The following is a 16394-nucleotide window of genomic DNA, read 5'->3' as shown; positions in this document are numbered from 1 at the left end:
CCTCAAGGAGCACGCCGACGTGGTGGAGGCCGTGCTCAAGGGCACGGTGAAGACCAACGAGTGGATCAACGCCAACCCGGACAAGGCCAAGGCCTCCGCCAACGCCAAGCTGGCGGCGGACAGCGGCAAGCCGCTCGACGCCAAGGTCATCGACCCGGCGTGGCAGTCCATCCTCGTCACCGACGACCCGCTCGCGAGCACGCTGAAGACGGAGTCCGACTGGGCGGTCAAGGCCAAGCTCATCGAGCAGCCCGACCTGGCCGGCATCTACGACCTGACGCTCCTGAACAAGGTCCTCAAGGCCACCGGCAAGCCCGAGGTCTCCGACGCCGGTCTCGGCGCCAAGTAACTCCGCAGTCCAGCAAACCCAGGAGGTGATGACCATGGCCACCACGCTCGCCAAGGCTGCCGAGGGCACCGTAGCGGAGCAGACGCACGCCGCCCGCATCGAGCACGTCTCGAAGTCCTTCTCCGGCCCGGCCGGATCGCAGCTCGTCCTGGACGACATCAGCCTCGATGTCGCTCCCGGAGAGTTCGTCACCATCCTGGGGGCCTCGGGGTGCGGCAAGTCCACCCTGCTCAACCTGGTCGCGGGACTCGACAAGCCGTCCGCGGGGGCCATCGAGACCCCCGGCGGCCGCCCGGCCCTGATGTTCCAGGAGCACGCCCTCTTCCCGTGGCTCACCGCGGGCAAGAACATCGAACTCGCCCTGCGCCTGCGCGGGGTGCCCAAGAACGACCGCAGGCCGGAGGCCGAACGGCTCCTGGAGCTGGTCCGGCTCGGCGGGGCCTACGGCAAGCGCGTCCACGAACTGTCCGGCGGCATGCGCCAGCGCGTCGCCCTGGCCCGGGCGCTGGCCCAGGACAGCCGGCTGCTGCTGATGGACGAGCCCTTCGCGGCCCTCGACGCCATCACCCGCGACGTCCTGCACGGCGAACTCACCCGCATCTGGGCGGAGACCGGTCTGTCCGTCCTCTTCGTCACGCACAACGTCCGCGAGGCCGTCCGCCTCGCCGAGCGCGTGGTCCTGCTCTCCTCCCGGCCCGGCCGGGTCGCGAAGGAATGGACCGTGGACATCCCGCAGCCCCGCCGCATCGAGGACGCGGACGTCGCGGAGCTGTCCGTCGAGATCACCGAACACCTGCGTGGGGAGATCCGCCGCCATGGCCAGCACTGACACCACCGCGAAGGCCACGGCCAAGCACGAGGACCTGGCCGGGCTGGAGGCGGGCCTCGACGCCCTCGACGCCGTCCAGACCCACCGCGCCCCCGTCCGCGAGATCCTCACCAAGAAGGCCCTGCCCCCGCTGCTGGCCGTCGGCCTCGTGCTGGTGGTCTGGCAGGTCCTGGTCTCGGCGAAGGTCACCGACGAGACCAAACTGCCCGCCCCGGGCGCCGTGTGGGACAGCCTGACCGCGATGTGGCTCAAGGGCACCCTGCTCGACGTGATCTGGACCAGCGTCTCGCGCGGCCTGCTCGGCTTCCTCCTCGCCCTGGCCATCGGCACCCCCCTCGGCCTGCTCGTCGCCCGCGTGAAGTTCGTGCGCGCCGCGATCGGACCCATCCTCCAGGGCCTGCAGTCCCTGCCCTCGGTCGCCTGGGTCCCCCCGGCGGTCCTCTGGTTCGGCCTCAACGACACCATGATGTACACGGTGATCCTGCTGGGCGCCGTCCCCTCGATCGCCAACGGGCTCGTCTCCGGCATCGACCAGATCCCGCCGCTGTTCCTGCGGGCCGGACGCACCCTGGGCGCCACCGGTCTGAGCGGCGCCCGGCACGTGGTCATGCCCGCCGCCCTGCCCGGCTACCTCGCCGGCCTCAAGCAGGGCTGGGCCTTCTCCTGGCGCTCCCTGATGGCCGCCGAGATCATCGCCAGCTCCCCCGACCTGGGCCTGGGCCTCGGCCAGCTGCTGGAGAACGGCCGCAACAACATCGACCTGCCCGGCGTGTTCCTCGCCATCCTGCTCATCCTCGTGGTCGGCATCGCCATCGACCTGCTGATCTTCAGCCCGGTCGAGCGGTGGGTACTGCGCAGCCGCGGCCTGCTGGTCAAGAGCTGAGTCCCGTGTCCCCCGCCCTCCTCGTCATCGCCCACGGCAGCCGCGATCCGCGGCACGCGGCGACCGTGCACGCCCTCGTCGGGCGGGTCCGGTCGCTGCGGCCGGGGCTGCGGGTCGAGACGTCCTTCCTGGACTTCAACGGTCCGACCGTCTCGCAGGCCCTCGCCTCGCTGTGCCTGTCCGGCGTGCGGGAGGTCGTGGCCCTCCCTCTGCTGCTGACGCGCGCCTTCCACGCGAAGGCGGACATCCCGGCGGTGCTGGCGGAGGCAGGAACCCGGCTGAGCGGCCTCTCGGTCCGGGTGGCCGACGTCCTCGGCCCGTCCCCGCTGCTGGTCGCGGCCCTGGAGCGGCGCCTGGCGGAGGCCGGTCTCGGCCTCACCCCGGCGGAGCGCGCCACCACCGGTGTGGTGCTCGCGTCCGCCGGTTCCTCAGACCCGGAGGCGATCGCAGTGATCGCTGAAATCGCGCGGGAGTGGCGGCACACCGGTTGGTGCGCCGTGCGGCCTGCGTTCGCCTCCGCTGCCCTTCCCCGTACGGAGGACGCCGTACGGGCCCTGCGCGCGGAGGGCGTCCGCCGGGTGGCGGTGGCCCCGTACGTCATCGCTCCCGGCCGCCTCCCGGACCGCATCGCGGCCGGCGCCGCCGCCTCCGGCGCGGACGTGGTGGCCGGGGTCCTGGGCGCCGCCCCGGAACTCGCCCGCCTCCTGCTGCGCCGTTACGACGCGGCCGCCGCCGATCCGGCCCGGCGTCCCTCCGCCCTCACGGCCTGACCGTTCCCGACGGCCTGACCGTTCCTCACCGCCTGACCGCCCGTCACGGCCGCGTGCCACCGGCCGGTGGCCGTCCCGCCGGGGCCCGTCGTCCGCGGGCCCCGGCCTTCGTCGTCGCGCACCTCAGGCGCGGGCGGCCGCCTCGTCGGCCAGGGCCGTCAGGTCGGTGATCGACATGGCACCCGGCGGCAGGCCCTCCCGGGCGAAGATGTTCGCCGCGTGCCGCAGCACGTCGTTGACGGGCGTCGCCACCCCGTGCAGCCGGCCCAGCAGCACGATCTCGCCGTTGAGGTAGTCGGCCTCCACCGACCCCGTCCCGCGCGCCAGGCTCTGCCAGGAGGAGCCGCCGCGCACGCCCGGGGGCTGGTTGACCTTGCCGTCGCGGGCCGTCGCCTGCTCCGCGTCCGTGGCGTGGGCGATGCCCGCCGCTTCCAGCGCGGCCTTGCCCTCGCGGATCGCCCGCAGCAGCAGTGCCGCCTTGGCCGGGTCCGGTTCGGGGCCGGTGGTCGCCTGGATCGCGTTGCTCAGGTTGCCGAGCAGCTTCGCGTACTTCCACCGCATCACGTCCTCGACGACCGGCGCCTCGAACCCCGCCTTCTCCAGGTCGGCGGCGACCGAGGCGATCCGCCGGTCGGTGCCCCCGGCCGCCTTGCCGAGGTGCAGTATCCCGGTCAGCGGGGTGCACAGCGCGGAGACGACGCCGGGCTCCAGGAAGGTGGCGGGCAGCCAGACGCAGACCCCGTACACGCGCGCGAAACGGCGCAGGGCCAGGCGTTCGCTCTCCACTCCGTTCTGCGCGCACAGCAGCGGCAGCCGCTGGGCCGCCGTCCCGCCGCCCGCGACCTCCGCGTCGCCCCACGCGTCGAGGGCGGCGACGGCGTCCTGGGTCTTCACGGTGAGGAGGAGGACGTCGTCGGGGCGCAGTTCGCCCAGTTCCGCCGGTGCGGCGACCACGGGGAGCCGGTGGACGCGCGCGCCGTCGGCGGTGGTGAGGCGGAGCCCGTCCGCGCGTAGTGCCTCGGCGTGCGCGCCGCGCGCGACGAGAACGACCTCCCGGCCCGATTCCGCGAGCCGTCCGCCGATGGTCGCGCCGATCGCTCCGGCGCCGATGATGATGTAACGCATGCCCCGAGCCTGGCACACCGGTCGAGCGCGGGTACGGTCGGGCCATGACGGACACCGTGTTCCCCCTGGGCGGGGACCTGCCCCTGCGTCGTCTCGGACTCGGCACCGGCGGGCTGGTCGGCCCCGGTTACTGGGGGCCGCGCGGCGATCGCGCGGATGCGGTGGCCCTGCTGCGCACGGCGTTCGGGCAGGGGGTGCGGCTGATCGACACCGCCGACAACTACGGGCCGGAGCTGGCCGAGGAGCTGGTCGCCGAGGCTCTCCACCCGTACGGGGACGGGCTCGTGGTCGCCACGAAGGGCGGGGTGGTGCGCACCGGCCCGGACGAGTGGCACGTGGCCGGCCGGCCCGGGGACCTGCGCCGGATGTGCGAGGCGAGCCTGCGGCGGCTGCGGGTGGAGCGGATCGACCTCTACCAGCTGCACCGCTTCGACCCCGCGGTGCCGATGGCCGAACAGCTGGGCGAGCTGGCGCGGTTGCGGGAGGAGGGGAAGATCCGGCACATCGGGCTGGACACGGTGAGCGCGCCGCAGCTGCGGGAGGCGCTGGAGTCGGTCCCGGTGGCCGCGGTGCAGAATCCGTACAACCTGCTGGACCGGTCCTCGGCGCAGGTGCTGGCGCTGTGCGAGGAGCGCGGGATCGCGTTCCTGCCGTACTACCCGCTGGGCAGCGGCGCCCTGACGGGCGGGGGCGCGGCCGCCGTCACCGGGGTGGCGGCGGCGCACGGGGCGGCTGTGGGGCAGATCGCGCTGGCCTGGCTGCTGCACCACTCGCCGGTGCTCTGCCCGACCCCGGGGACCGGCTCCCCCGCCCATCTGGCGCAGAACCTGGGCGCGGCCTCGATCCGGCTGGAGCCGGGGGAGGTCGCGCTGCTGGACGTGGTGGCCGGGGTGTGACGGCTCAGAGCGAGCCGACGACCTTCCTGGGGGTGATGCGGACCACGACCCGTGGGGCGTCGTCGGCCGACGCCGGGTTGAAGTCCGCGTAGTCCTTGCCCGTGTACTTGCGCGACAGCTCGTCGATCAGTTCCTGTCCGCCTTCGGTGGTCAGGGTGGCGCTGCCGCGGATCTCGGCATAGGTGTAGGGCGCGTTCGCGGGGTTGATCATGACGGTGACCCGGGGGTCCCTGCGCAGGTTGGCCTCCTTGCGGCGGCCGACGGTCGTGGAGAACAGCAGGTCGTCGCCGTCGCGGGTGAGCCAGGTGACGGACAGCTGCGGGCTGCCGTCCGGCTGGATGGTGGCGACGGTCGCGAAGACGGGGGTGTCGTCGATGACCTTCTGCAGGTCGTCGGAGAGTTCAGCGGACACGGGGCGGGTTCCTTCCCTCGGCTTGCGGCTGTCTTCGGACGGACCGGCTTCCCGTCGTTGAAGATCGGCAGCGGACAGCCTGCAAAATCACCGCTTCCGCCGCAAGCGCATCGGGCCCGCCGGGTCGAGTCCTTCGACGGTTCACCCGTTCGGCCGGGTCCCGGGGTGGGCGAGGCCGTCGAGGACCAGGGCGAGCAGGTGGGCGCGGCGGGCCGCGAGGGTGGGGGCCTGGCCGGTGATCCAGCTGAGGGCGTTGACCAGGGCGAACAGGTCGGTGCCGTCCACGTCGGGGCGGATCCGGCCGGCGTCCTGGGCCGCCCGGAGCAGGCGGCCGCCCGCCTCCCGCATGCCCAGGCAGGAGGCGTGCAGCGCGGAGTCCGGGTCCGCGAGGGTGGCCGTCAGCGAGGCCGGCAGTCCCCGGAAGGTGCCGGCCCACACGATGAACTCGCCGAGCCAGTCGGCGAGCGCCCCCTCGGGCGGCAGGTCCGTGTCCGCCAGGGCGTCGGCCTGCGCGGTGAGGGTGGCGAAGCCGGTGCGCAGCAGGGCCTCCAGGAGAGTGTCGCGGGTCGGGAAGTGCCGGTAGAGCGTGCCGAGTCCGACGTCCGCGCGGCGGGCGACGTCGCGGAGCGAGGCGTCGGTGCCCTGCTCGCCGATGACCTCGCGGGCCGCTTCGAGGATGCGTTCGCGGTTGCGCCGGGCGTCGGCGCGCTGCCCCGGCGGTGTGGGCTCATCTGGCATGGGGATTCCTGACGTTGACAAACGGAGCACCGCTCCGCCTACGATACGGAGCAGTGCTCCGGATTCTATCGGAACGGGGCACTGCTCTTTGGCGTGCACGGAACGGAACGTTGGGGGAAGACCATGGGAACGACGACGATGCGGGCCGTACGCGTACACGCGTTCGGCGGCCCGGAGCAGCTGGTGTACGAGGAGGTGCCGCGGCCGGTGGCGGGGCCTGGCGAGGTGCTGGTCCGGGTCCACGCGGCCGGGGTCAACCCGGTGGACTGGTACGGGCAACGGGGCTTCACGGTGCTGCCGGAGCCGCTCCGCCCGGAGTGGCCGCTGCCGTACACGCCGGGCTCCGACGTCTCCGGCGTGATCGTGGAGACGGGCCCCGGCGTCACCGGGTGGCGGGCCGGGGACGAGGTGTTCGGCCTGGTCCGCTTCCCCGGCCGGGCCTCGGCGTACGCCGAGTACGTGGTCGCCCCCGCCGGGAACCTCGCCCGCAAGCCGGCCGCGCTGGGGCACACGGAGGCGGCGGCCGTGCCGATGGCGGGGCTGACGGCGTACCAGTACCTCTTCGAGCACGTGAAGGTGCGCGAGGACGACACGGTACTGGTCAACGGTGCGGCGGGCGGAGTGGGCCACTTCGCCGTGCAGCTCGCCCGGACCGCGGGCGCCGGCCGGGTCGTCGCGGTGGCGTCGGGGCGCCACGAGGCCTTCCTCCTGGGCCTCGGGGCCGACCGGTTCGTGGACTACACGCGCACGGCCGCCGAGGAGGCCGTACGCGGGGTGGACGTGCTGATCGACGCCGTGGGCGGCCCGGACGGCCACCGCCTCCTGCCGGTCATGCGGCCCGGCGGGCGCATCGGCGCGGTCTTCCCCGGGGAGTACCACGCGGAGCGCGCGGCCGCGCAGGGCGTCTCGGCCGGCGTCTGGCAGGTGCACCCCAGCGGGGAGCAACTGGCCGAACTGGCCCGGCTGGCGGACTCCGGCGCGCTGCGGGCCGCCGTCGAGGAGGTCTTCCCGCTGGCCGGGGCCGCGCGGGCGCACGCCCGCGCCGAGCGGGGCCACCTCCAGGGCAAGATCGTCCTCGCCGTGGCTCCGGCGTAGGAAGGCCGGGCGGCGGCGCGCACCGGGGCCGCCCGAGGTCAGGGGCGGGTCAGTTCGACCAGCTTGGCGACGGTGTTCCAGTTGCGGGTGGTCACGTCCAGACCCTTGACCACGGCCGGGCGGGCGAGCACCTCGGCCAGCTTGGAACGGCCCAGGCCGTCCGGCGCGTAGAGGTAGAGGACCCGGTCCCCGAGCCGGTACTCCTCGGGGAGGTACGCGGCGCCGTCGAGCGCGGCGAAGCGCTCCGGGCCGGGCTGCGCGGAGAAGAAGGTCGCGTGGAGCTGCCTGCCCTCCAGCTCGGCGGCCGGAAAGGGGCAGGCCCCGGCGACGGCGGCCAGGTACTCCCCGTCGACGACCAGGCAGGGCACCCGGAAGCCGAAGTGGCCCTCGATCGCGGCCTCCAGCCCCCGGGCGAGGGCGTCCGGGTCGCCCTCGCCGCTGCTGAAGACGGCGTTGCCGCTCTGCAGGTAGGTCTGCACGTCACCGTGGCCGAGCCCCTCCAGGACCGCGCGCAGCTCGGCCATCGGGACCTTCTTGTTCCCGCCGACGTTGATGCCGCGCAGCAGCGCCGCGTACTTCTTCTTCGTCATGGGCGCACCCTAAGCCCCGCCTCCGACAGTGCCCCCTCGACGAGGTCGGCGGCCTGCCGCGTCCCGCCCTCGGTGGCCATCGCGGCCCGGACGGCCTCGGCGCGGACGGCGACCTCGGGGTCGGCGAGCAGGCCGAGGACGGCCGCGCGCAGGGCGCTGGCGTCGGCCCGCTCCATCGGGAGGTGGCGGGCCACGCCGAGGGAGGCCAGCATGTCGGCGTTGCCGAACTGGTCGACGGCCTGGGGGACCGCGACCATGGGGGTGGCGGTGGCGAGGCCCTCCTGGCTGCCGCCCGCGCCCGCGTGGGTGATGAAGGCGTCGGCCTGGCGCAGGATGTCCAGTTGGGGAACCCAGCGGTGGACTTCGACGTTGGCCGGCACCTCCCCCAGTTCGGCCTCGTCGGTGAACTTCCCGATCTGGAGGACCACGTACCAGTCGGGGAGGTTGCCGAAGGCCTCGATGCAGGCCCGGTAGAAGGCGGGCTGCTTGGTGAAGGTGGAGCCGAGGGAGACCAGGAGCAGGTTCCTGCCCCGCGCGGCCTCCGGGCGCCGCCAGGTGCCCTGAGTGGCGGCGCGGTCGCCCTGGCAGGCCCCGACGAACGTGTACACGTCGGGGTCGACCCGGTCGGCGTGGGGCTGGAGGGCGCGCGGGATGAGGACGATGCTGCGGGGCGGGCGGCCGACGAACCGGTCCGGGTCCTCCTCGATGCCGTTCTCCCACAGCCAGGCGCCGAAGCGCGCGTAGTAGGCCCTTCCGCGCTCGGAGGCGCGCAGGGCGGCGGTCATCGGGGCCGCGACCTCCTCCTCGTAGCCGTTCCAGGCCACGAGGTTCGGGGAGAGGGAGATCGCGGGGACGCCCCAGCGGTGGGCCAGGACGACCGCCGCGTAGGCGGTGATGTCATGCAGGACGAGGTCCGGCTCGTCCCCCTCGAAGGCGGCGACGAGCTGCGGGAGCGCCTGGACCGCGTCGTTCAGGAAGGGTTCGATCTGGTCGACGAGCTCGGTCCCCCAGGCGTCGGGGTCGTCCTCGGTGGGCAGGGTGGAGTCCCAGATCACCGGGGTGGCGCCGGTCTCGGCGACCTTGTCGGCGAAGGAGGCGGGAACGGCGTAGCTGACCCGGTGACCCCGGGCGACGAGTTCGCGGATCACTTCGATGCTCGGGTTCACGTGGCCCGCGGCCGCGATGGAGAACATGGCGATGTGGGCGGGCTTGGCTGAGGTCATGTCCCGACCATAGCGAGACGAAACGTCTCGCTCAACCGGGATCCCGCGGACCACCCCACCGGGTGGCGGCGGCCCGTCGGCCGGTCGTGACGGGAATGCGAGACTGACCCCCGGTCATGATCCGCGGCGATCCGGATCCCCACGATCCGGCGCGGCACCAGAGGACGGAACGAACGGCATGGACGAGGCGCGGGCCAGGGACGTACTGACGGAGGCCGGCCTCACCGGACCGGCCGAGCTGCTCGCCTTCGGGGAGAACGCGGTCTTCGCCGTCGACGGCCTCGTGGTGAAGGTGGGCCGCGAGGCGGGGCTGCTCCCGCGGGCCGAACGGGAGCTGGCGGTGGCGGACTGGCTCGCCGGAGCCGGCGTCCCGGCGGTGCGCGCGGCCGAGCCCGCGCCCCGGCTCGTGGCCGGCCATCCGGTGACCCTGTGGCACCGGCTCCCCGACGCGGTCCGGCCCGCGGGCCCCGAGGACCTCGCGGCCCTGCTGCGCCCGCTGCACGCCCTGCCCGCTCCGCCCTTCGCCCTGCCCCCGCGCGACCTGCTGGACGGCGTCGAACGCTGGCTCCGGCTCGCCGGCGGCGCCGTCGACCCCGAGGACGCGGCGTACCTGCGGGCCCGGCGCGACGGCTACGCGGCCGAGGTGGCCGCGCTCACCCCGCACCTGACCCCCGGTCCGATCCACGGCGACGCCCTGCCCCGCAACGTCCACGTGGGCCCCGACGGACCGGTGCTGGTGGACCTGGAGACCGTCTCGGCCGACCTGCGCGAGCACGACCTGGTCGTGATGGCGCTCTCCCGGGACCGGTACGGAATGCCCGCGGACGCGTACCGGGCCTTCACGGACGCCTACGGATGGGACGTACGGGAGTGGGAGGGGTGCGCGGTGCTGCGCGGCGCCCGCGAGACGGCGAGCTGCGCCTGGGTCTCCCAGCACGCCCCGTCCAACCCCAAGGCCCTGGCGGAGTTCCGCCGCCGGGTGGCCTCGCTGCGCGAGGGCGACGCGGAAATGCGCTGGCATCCCTTCTAGGCCGTCTCTTCCGGTTCGCCCCGGCGCACTGGAAGCGCCTGCGCGCACGGCTCGGGCCGGGCCGCCCCCGCACGGTGGACCTGCGCCCACCGCAGCCGCGGGAGGAGACGGACGGGACGCACCCGCGGCACGCCGGCGACCGCGACCGCTTCCACCGGCACATCCACGCCGAGACCCTGTTCCTGACCGGCAGCGCGCCGCTGTTCCGGCGCGGCGCCGCCCTCTTGCGGGACGTGGCCCTCAGCGGCCCCGCGCACCGGCGCACCCCCGCCCGGCACGGCCACTACTGCCGCGAGGTCGACTGCGGCGTCCACTTCCGCGGCCTCCACGTCCAGTAGCTCGACCCCGCCGACGACCAGGACCGACACAGGACCGGGAACGGCCCCGGGGTGACCCCGCCCGGACGGTCCGGACGGCCCGGTCAGCCGCGCCGCGGGATCAGCGGCCAGGCCGGCTCGACGACCGCCGCCGGGTCCGTGGTGCGCCGCAGGTAGGCCTGGAGGGAGACGGACTGCTCGGCCGCCGCCCGGACCTGGAGGGCCTGCAGGTCGGCCAGGGGCATCAGCCCGACGGGCCGGTGCGTCTCCCCCAGCCGCCGCACCACCCGGGCCGCGGCCACCGCGTCCGCCCTGGCGTCGTGCGCGTCGTCGAGGGCGACCCCGTAGTGGGCGCACAGGGCGTGCAGGGCCCGCTTGCCCTTGCGGTACTTGTCCACGTGCTTGTCGATCACCAGCGGATCGATGACGGGCGACGGTACGCCGCCCAGCCGCTCGCTGAGCGACGCGACCCCGTACCGCCGGCATTCGCGGTCGAGCAGGGAGAGGTCGTAGCGCGCGTTCATCACCACCAGCGGACGCCCCGCGCCCAGCCCGTCGGCCACGGCCCGCACGATCTCCTCGACGGCCTCCGCGGCGGGCGCCCCGTGCGCCCGGGCGTGCTCCGTCGAGATGCCGTGGATCGCGGACGCCTGCTCGGGTATCCGCACCCCCGGGTCGAGCAGCCAGGTCCGCTCCCCCGAGACGGCCCCGTCCGGCCCCAGCCGCACCACCGCCGCCGTCACGATGCGGTCGGTCTCGACGTCGGTCCCCGTCGTCTCCAGGTCGAAGGCCACCAGCGGCCCGCTGATCCAGCTCATCACCCGGCCGCCGTTCCGGCGCCGGCCTCGAACCGCGTTCCCCCGTGCCACGCCTCCATGACGCGCCCCTCCCCCGTGTATCGGTCAACGCGTTTCAGCCTGCCACGCGGCACTGACACACCGGAGGGCGGGGCCGCCACCGGGCCGGCGGGGCGCCGTCAGGACACCGGCCGGGAGTCCTCCCAGACCGATTCGAACTCTTCCCGGTAGGTCGGGAAGAGCCCGTGTTCGGAGTCCTTCTGCCCGCCCCGCCCGCCCCCGCGCAGGACCAGCACCGGGGCCTCCATGCCCCGGGCCCGCCGCAGGTACGACTGGACCACCGCGATGCCCGAGGACTCGCCCTCCACCAGGTAGGCGGTGAAGCGCGGGGTCTCGTCGAAGACGTGGATGTCGAAGCACGACGGGTCCTTGAGCCCCGCCCGCACCCGGCGCACGTGCAGGATGTTCATCTCCACCGACCGGCTCAGCTCGCCCTTGCGCAGCCCGAGCTCCCGCTCGCGCCGCTTGACCGCGCTGCTCGCCGGATTCAGGAACAGCAGCCGCACCCGGCAGCCCGCCTCCGTGAGCCGGACCAGCCGGCGGCCGGAGAAGTTCTGCACCAGCAGGTTCAGGCCTATGCCGATGGCGTCGAGCCGTCGCGCGCCCCCGAACAGGTCCTCCGCCGGAAGCATCCGCTGGAGCCGCACCCGGTCCGGGTGGACCGAGATGACGTCCGCGTACCGGTCGCCGACCAGGTCCTCCACCGCGTCGATCGGCAGCCGGTCCGCCGCCGGGCTGCCGGCCCCGGCCCCCAGCACCTCCAGGAGGCGCGCCGAGGCACGCTCCGCCTGCTCCAGCACCGGCCGCGACAGGGCCCGGTTGCGGGAGACCACGTTGCGGGTGACCTCCAGCTCGTCGAGGGCCAGCTCGATCTCGCGCCGGTCGTCGAAGTACGGCTCGAAGCAGGGCCAGTGCTGGACCATCAGCTCCCTCAGCTGCGGGAGCGTCAGGAAGCTCAGCACGTTGTCGTCGGCGGAGTCGAGGAGGTAGCCCTTGCGCCGGCTGACCTCGCGGACCGCCACCGCCCGCTGCACCCATTCCTGCCCGGCCGGCCCGGCGGCGGCGACCACCCAGTCGTCCCCGCCGTGCACCGGCTCGTAGACGGGCCGCAGTACGGCGCCCACCACCGACCTCAACCGCTGTTCGATGAGATTCAGCCAGATGTACGCGCGGCCCGCGCGCTGGGCCCGCGTACGGACCTCGCTCCACGCGTCCGCGCCCCAGTCCAGCTCGGCGCCGGCCCGTACGTCCCCGGCCGTCGGCGGGGCCAGCGACACCGCCCCGGCCGCGAACGTCCCCGCCGCGCCCCCCGGTGCATCCGCCGGGCCACCCTCGTGACCGCCGTCACCAGGGGGCAGCTCCAGACCTCCCGAGCTCACCCGTGCACCGCCTTCTGCGTCTGGACGCCCGTCTCCAGTGATCACGGAAGGGTACTCCGCGCGCGCGGCCCGACGCAGCCCGAAGCATGCCGGGACGGTTCCACGCCCCGCCCTCCGGGCCCCCGTTGACCCATTATGTGATGCCCGGACAGTCGGCTGACCCGCATATCAGCTCTCCGGGTCACCCGTCAGGAGCATCGCAAGTCCACGCGTGCGGCCCCTCTTTCGGGGAAGATCTGGCATTGACGTGACCGACGCCGGATCAGCCGGACCATGATGGGAAGAGCGTTGTCTATGCAGGTCTGGCCGGGACAGGCGTATCCACTGGGTGCCACCTATGACGGCGCCGGCACCAACTTCGCGGTCTACTCCGAGGCCGCACGACGCATCGAACTGTGCCTGCTGCACGACGACGGCTCGGAGACCGCCGTCGAGCTGCGCGAGACGGACGCCTTCGTGCGGCACGCCTACCTGCCCGGGGTGATGCCCGGTCAGCGGTACGGGTTCCGGGTGCACGGCCCGTACGAGCCCGAGCGCGGTCTGCGCTGCAACGCGGCGAAGCTGCTGCTCGACCCGTACGCGCGGGCCATCAGCGGCAAGATCGGCTGGGGCGAGCAGGTCTACGGCTACCACTTCGGCCGGCCGGACTCCCGCAACGACCTCGACTCGGCCCCGCACACCATGAGTTCGGTCGTGGTGAACCCGTACTTCGACTGGGCCAACGACCGCCCGCCGCGCCACGAGTACCACCACACCGTCCTCTACGAGGCGCACGTCAAGGGCCTGACCATGCGCCACCCGGACCTGCCGGAGGAGCTGCGGGGCACTTACGGGGCCCTCGCGCACCCGGCGGTCATCGGGCACCTGACCAAGCTCGGCGTGACGGCGCTGGAGCTCATGCCGGTGCACCAGTACGTCAACGACCACCGCCTGGTCAACGACGGGCTGAGCAACTACTGGGGCTACAACACCATCGGCTTCTTCGCCCCGCACAACGGCTACGCCTCGGGCGACCGGGGCCAGCAGGTGCTGGAGTTCAAGTCGGCGGTCCGGGCGCTGCACGAGGCCGGGATCGAGGTGATCCTGGACGTGGTCTACAACCACACCGCCGAGGGCAACCACCTGGGCCCGACCCTGTCCTTCCGGGGGCTGGACAACGCCTCGTACTACCGGCTGGCCGAGGACCCCCGCCACTACACGGACACCACCGGCACCGGCAACTCGCTGCTGATGCGGTCCCCGCACGTACTCCAGCTGATCATGGACTCGCTGCGGTACTGGGTCACCGAGATGCACGTGGACGGCTTCCGCTTCGACCTCGCGGCCACCCTGGCCCGGCAGTTCCACGAGGTCGACCGACTGTCCTCGTTCTTCGACCTGGTGCAGCAGGACCCGGTGGTCAGCCAGGTGAAGCTGATCGCCGAGCCGTGGGACCTGGGCGAGGGCGGTTACCAGGTGGGCAACTTCCCGCCGCTGTGGACCGAGTGGAACGGCAAGTACCGCGACACCGTACGGGACCTGTGGCGCGGGCAGCCGCGCACGCTCGCGGAGTTCGCGGGCCGGCTGACGGGCTCCTCGGACCTCTACCAAGACGACGGGCGGCGCCCGCTGGCCTCGATCAACTTCACCACCTGCCACGACGGCTTCACCCTGCACGACCTGGTCTCGTACGACGAGAAGCACAACGAGGCCAACCGCGAGGGCAATCGGGACGGTGAGACGCACAACCGGTCCTGGAACTGCGGGGTCGAGGGGCCGACGGAGGACCCGGAGGTCCTGGAACTGCGCGCGCGGCAGATGCGGAACCTCACCGCCACCCTGATGCTGTCCCAGGGCGTGCCGATGCTCAGCCACGGGGACGAGTTCGCGCGCTCGCAGGGCGGCAACAACAACGCCTACTGCCAGGACAACGAGCTGTCCTGGGTGACCTGGCCCGAGCCGGGCAAACCGGCGCCCGCGCTGCTGGAGTTCACCCGGCGGATGGTCTGGCTGCGCCGGGACCACCCGGTGTTCCGGCGGCGCCGGTTCTTCCACGGGCGGCCGGTGGAGGGCACGCACGACGAACTCTCCGACATCGCCTGGTTCACCCCGCACGGGGAGGAGATGCGGGCCCGGGACTGGCAGGCGCAGCACGCGCGGGCGCTGACCGTGTTCCTCAACGGCGAGGCGATCTCCGAGCCGGGCTCGCGCGGGGAGCGGATCACGGACGATTCGTTCCTGCTGATGTTCAACGCGGGGGCCGATCCACAGGACTTCACCATCCCGGCGGGGCACGGGGCACGGTGGCGGCTGGTCGTGGACACGGCGCGCGCGGAGGTGCCGCCACCCGATACCGGGCCGCAGTTCGCGGCCGGGGACCGGGTGGCTCTGGCGGGACGGTGCCTGGTCGTGCTTCAGCGACCGGCGTAGGTGCCGCCCGCGGCGGGGGCGGTCGCTCCGGGGGCGGTCGGCTGGGCGGCGTCGGGGGTGGTGCCGGGGGTGGTGCCGGGGGTGCCGGCAACGCCGGCGGCCGTGTCGCAGGTGCCGGACGTGTCGGTGGTGCCGGACGTGCCAGCCGCGTCGGCGGTGTCGGAGGGCGAGGTGGTCTGCTGGGCCGGGATGAAGGGCCTGGCCGCTTCCGGACGGGCCGACGGCACCGTGGTGACCAGCGCGAGCGTCAGGCACAGCGCGGCCGCCCCCACGGCCACGGCGAAGGCCCCGGCGGGCCCGTAGGCCTCGGCGAGCCGTCCCGAGACGGCCAGCGCGGCGGCCTGTCCGGCCACCAGGGAGCTCGCGGCGAAGGCCATCGACTCGGCGAGCCGGGCCGGCTCGACCACGCGTTCGGTCAGCGCGAAGGCGGTGATCAGGTGCGGGGCGTAGGCGGCGCCGAGGATGGTGACGACCACGTACAGCGGCAAGAGGCTGTCGGTGAACAGCAGGGGCGTCGAGAGCACCAGGGCGGCGCCGGTGGCCGCCCGCCAGCGCATCCGCAGCCCGAAGCGGGCGGGCAGCGCGCCGAGCGCGAGGCCCGTGCCGGCGCTGACGACGCCCATCATGGCGTAGACGACCCCGGCCTGGCCGGGCACCCCCAACTGCGCGGTGAGCGAGGCGATGCCGGCCTGGCAGGCACCGAACATGGCGCCCTGGAGGGCGAGGGAACCGCGGACGGCGTGGACCACACGGGGCTGGCGGACCCTCGCCCGCGCGCCGCGCGCCCGCGCGGGCGACCCGGCCGTGACGGCGGCGGTCGGGTGCAGGGCGTACGCGGCGCCGAACACGGCGACGAGCGTGGCCGCGCCGCCGAGGGCCACGGCGGGGTGGGCGACGAGCGCGGCGAGTCCGACGAGGGCCGGGCCGAAGACGAAGGAGATCTCGTCGAGGGTGCCCTCCAGCGAGTGGACGGCGCCCACGACGCTCTCGTCGGACTTCGCCCGGTGCGCGAGCGCCACGGAGCGGGTCCGGGCGAGCGGCCCGATCAGCGGGACGGAGGCGCCGGTGACGGCACCGATCGCGGCGAGCGGGACGGTCGCGAGGCCACCGAGGGCCCCGGCGACGAGGCCGGCGGTGGCCACCGCGTTGACCGCGGCGGCGCAGAGGACGACGGGCCGCTGCCCGTGGCGGTCGGCGAGCCGGCCGAGGACGGGCCCGAAGACCACCTGGCCGGCCGAGAGGGTGCCACCGACGATGCCGGCGGTGGCGAGGGAGCCGCTGGTCTCGGCGACCAGCAGGACGCTCCCGAACTGGGACATCGCGACGGGCAGACGGGCGAAGAAGGAGAGGAGCGGGAGTAGGGGCCCGGTCAGGGCGATGACTTGTTGATAGGTCTTGACGGTTCCAACCACTTGATCGACATTAACGCGACGCAGTCACCCGGATGCATTGGGTCATGGCACGGAATCGCGTGGGCTGGGTACGTACGTTC

At 73.8% G+C, this 16394-nt stretch carries 16 protein-coding genes and 1 pseudogene; 9 read left to right on the top strand and 8 right to left on the bottom strand.

Features of this window, described 5'->3' with window-relative positions:
- The 4 genes and pseudogenes from ACEPPI_RS25330 to ACEPPI_RS25315 all read left to right on the top strand — a co-directional run.
- Positions 1 to 349 (top strand): annotated as a pseudogene (locus ACEPPI_RS25330) (sulfate ABC transporter substrate-binding protein); the annotation flags it as partial.
- Positions 350 to 383: 34 nt separating this feature from the next.
- Positions 384 to 1178: an ABC transporter ATP-binding protein gene (locus ACEPPI_RS25325; protein WP_373917563.1), complete on the top strand. Its 795-nt coding sequence runs from the start codon at positions 384 to 386 to the stop codon at positions 1176 to 1178.
- Positions 1165 to 2061, top strand: coding sequence for an ABC transporter permease (locus ACEPPI_RS25320; RefSeq protein WP_373917562.1), 897 nt, complete (start codon positions 1165 to 1167; stop codon positions 2059 to 2061). Before ACEPPI_RS25325 ends, ACEPPI_RS25320 begins: the two co-directional genes overlap by 14 nt.
- Positions 2058 to 2831, top strand: coding sequence for a sirohydrochlorin chelatase (locus ACEPPI_RS25315; RefSeq protein WP_373917565.1), 774 nt, complete (start codon positions 2058 to 2060; stop codon positions 2829 to 2831). Before ACEPPI_RS25320 ends, ACEPPI_RS25315 begins: the two co-directional genes overlap by 4 nt.
- Before the next feature lie 123 nt (positions 2832 to 2954).
- Here ACEPPI_RS25315 and ACEPPI_RS25310 read toward each other — a convergent pair whose 3' ends face one another.
- Positions 2955 to 3956: a ketopantoate reductase family protein gene (locus tag ACEPPI_RS25310; protein WP_373917561.1), complete on the bottom strand. Its 1002-nt coding sequence runs from the start codon at positions 3954 to 3956 to the stop codon at positions 2955 to 2957.
- 44 nt (positions 3957 to 4000) lie between these two features.
- Here ACEPPI_RS25310 and ACEPPI_RS25305 point away from each other — a divergent pair, with 44 nt between their 5' ends.
- Positions 4001 to 4852 (top strand): aldo/keto reductase, encoded by an 852-nt coding sequence (locus tag ACEPPI_RS25305; RefSeq protein WP_373917560.1) that lies wholly within the window; start codon positions 4001 to 4003, stop codon positions 4850 to 4852.
- Between the two features lie 4 nt (positions 4853 to 4856).
- Here ACEPPI_RS25305 and ACEPPI_RS25300 read toward each other — a convergent pair whose 3' ends face one another.
- Together ACEPPI_RS25300 and ACEPPI_RS25295 are read right to left on the bottom strand one after the other, a co-directional pair.
- Positions 4857 to 5264: a PPOX class F420-dependent oxidoreductase gene (locus ACEPPI_RS25300; protein WP_373917559.1), complete on the bottom strand. Its 408-nt coding sequence runs from the start codon at positions 5262 to 5264 to the stop codon at positions 4857 to 4859.
- Between the two features lie 141 nt (positions 5265 to 5405).
- A complete protein-coding gene (locus tag ACEPPI_RS25295) occupies positions 5406 to 6002 on the bottom strand; it encodes a TetR/AcrR family transcriptional regulator (RefSeq protein WP_373917558.1) in 597 nt (198 codons plus the stop codon).
- A 123-nt stretch (positions 6003 to 6125) separates the two neighbouring features.
- Here ACEPPI_RS25295 and ACEPPI_RS25290 point away from each other — a divergent pair, with 123 nt between their 5' ends.
- Positions 6126 to 7097 (top strand): NADP-dependent oxidoreductase, encoded by a 972-nt coding sequence (locus ACEPPI_RS25290; protein ID WP_373917557.1) that lies wholly within the window; start codon positions 6126 to 6128, stop codon positions 7095 to 7097.
- A gap of 38 nt (positions 7098 to 7135) precedes the next feature.
- Here ACEPPI_RS25290 and ACEPPI_RS25285 read toward each other — a convergent pair whose 3' ends face one another.
- Positions 7136 to 7687 carry a DUF1697 domain-containing protein gene (locus tag ACEPPI_RS25285; RefSeq protein WP_371676094.1) on the bottom strand — a complete coding sequence of 184 codons (552 nt, stop codon included), beginning with the start codon at positions 7685 to 7687 and terminating at the stop codon, positions 7136 to 7138.
- The gene (gene mgt, locus ACEPPI_RS25280; protein ID WP_373917556.1) at positions 7684 to 8910 is read right to left on the bottom strand and encodes a macrolide-inactivating glycosyltransferase; all 1227 of its coding nucleotides are present in this window, start codon (positions 8908 to 8910) and stop codon (positions 7684 to 7686) included. The genes ACEPPI_RS25285 and mgt overlap by 4 nt, the downstream gene beginning before the upstream one ends.
- 178 nt (positions 8911 to 9088) lie before the next feature.
- Between mgt and ACEPPI_RS25275 the strand changes: the two genes are divergently transcribed.
- Both ACEPPI_RS25275 and ACEPPI_RS25270 read left to right on the top strand, forming a co-directional pair.
- Entirely contained in the window at positions 9089 to 9940 is an 852-nt protein-coding gene (locus ACEPPI_RS25275; protein WP_356223533.1) for an aminoglycoside phosphotransferase family protein, read from the top strand.
- A gap of 74 nt (positions 9941 to 10014) precedes the next feature.
- Positions 10015 to 10278 carry a hypothetical protein gene (locus tag ACEPPI_RS25270; protein ID WP_373917555.1) on the top strand — a complete coding sequence of 88 codons (264 nt, stop codon included), beginning with the start codon at positions 10015 to 10017 and terminating at the stop codon, positions 10276 to 10278.
- An 83-nt stretch (positions 10279 to 10361) separates the two neighbouring features.
- Here ACEPPI_RS25270 and ACEPPI_RS25265 read toward each other — a convergent pair whose 3' ends face one another.
- Both ACEPPI_RS25265 and ACEPPI_RS25260 read right to left on the bottom strand, forming a co-directional pair.
- The gene (locus ACEPPI_RS25265) at positions 10362 to 11075 is read right to left on the bottom strand and encodes a 3'-5' exonuclease (protein WP_356223538.1); all 714 of its coding nucleotides are present in this window, start codon (positions 11073 to 11075) and stop codon (positions 10362 to 10364) included.
- A gap of 158 nt (positions 11076 to 11233) precedes the next feature.
- Entirely contained in the window at positions 11234 to 12493 is a 1260-nt protein-coding gene (locus tag ACEPPI_RS25260; protein WP_373917554.1) for an SAV2148 family HEPN domain-containing protein, read from the bottom strand.
- Positions 12494 to 12787: 294 nt separating this feature from the next.
- On the opposite strand from ACEPPI_RS25260, the gene glgX reads away from it, so the two are divergent.
- Positions 12788 to 14902: a glycogen debranching protein GlgX gene (glgX, locus tag ACEPPI_RS25255; RefSeq protein ID WP_373917553.1), complete on the top strand. Its 2115-nt coding sequence runs from the start codon at positions 12788 to 12790 to the stop codon at positions 14900 to 14902.
- Here glgX and ACEPPI_RS25250 read toward each other — a convergent pair.
- Positions 14887 to 16314: an MFS transporter gene (locus ACEPPI_RS25250; protein WP_373917552.1), complete on the bottom strand. Its 1428-nt coding sequence runs from the start codon at positions 16312 to 16314 to the stop codon at positions 14887 to 14889. The genes glgX and ACEPPI_RS25250 overlap by 16 nt on opposite strands.
- Positions 16315 to 16394: the final 80 nt, after the last annotated feature.

It is taken from the genome of Streptomyces sp. AB3(2024) (genome assembly GCF_041862025.1).
GTDB lineage: Bacteria > Actinomycetota > Actinomycetes > Streptomycetales > Streptomycetaceae > Streptomyces.
The sequence above is the reverse complement of the archived record's forward strand: the minus strand, read 5'-3'. Positions and strand labels throughout refer to the sequence as shown.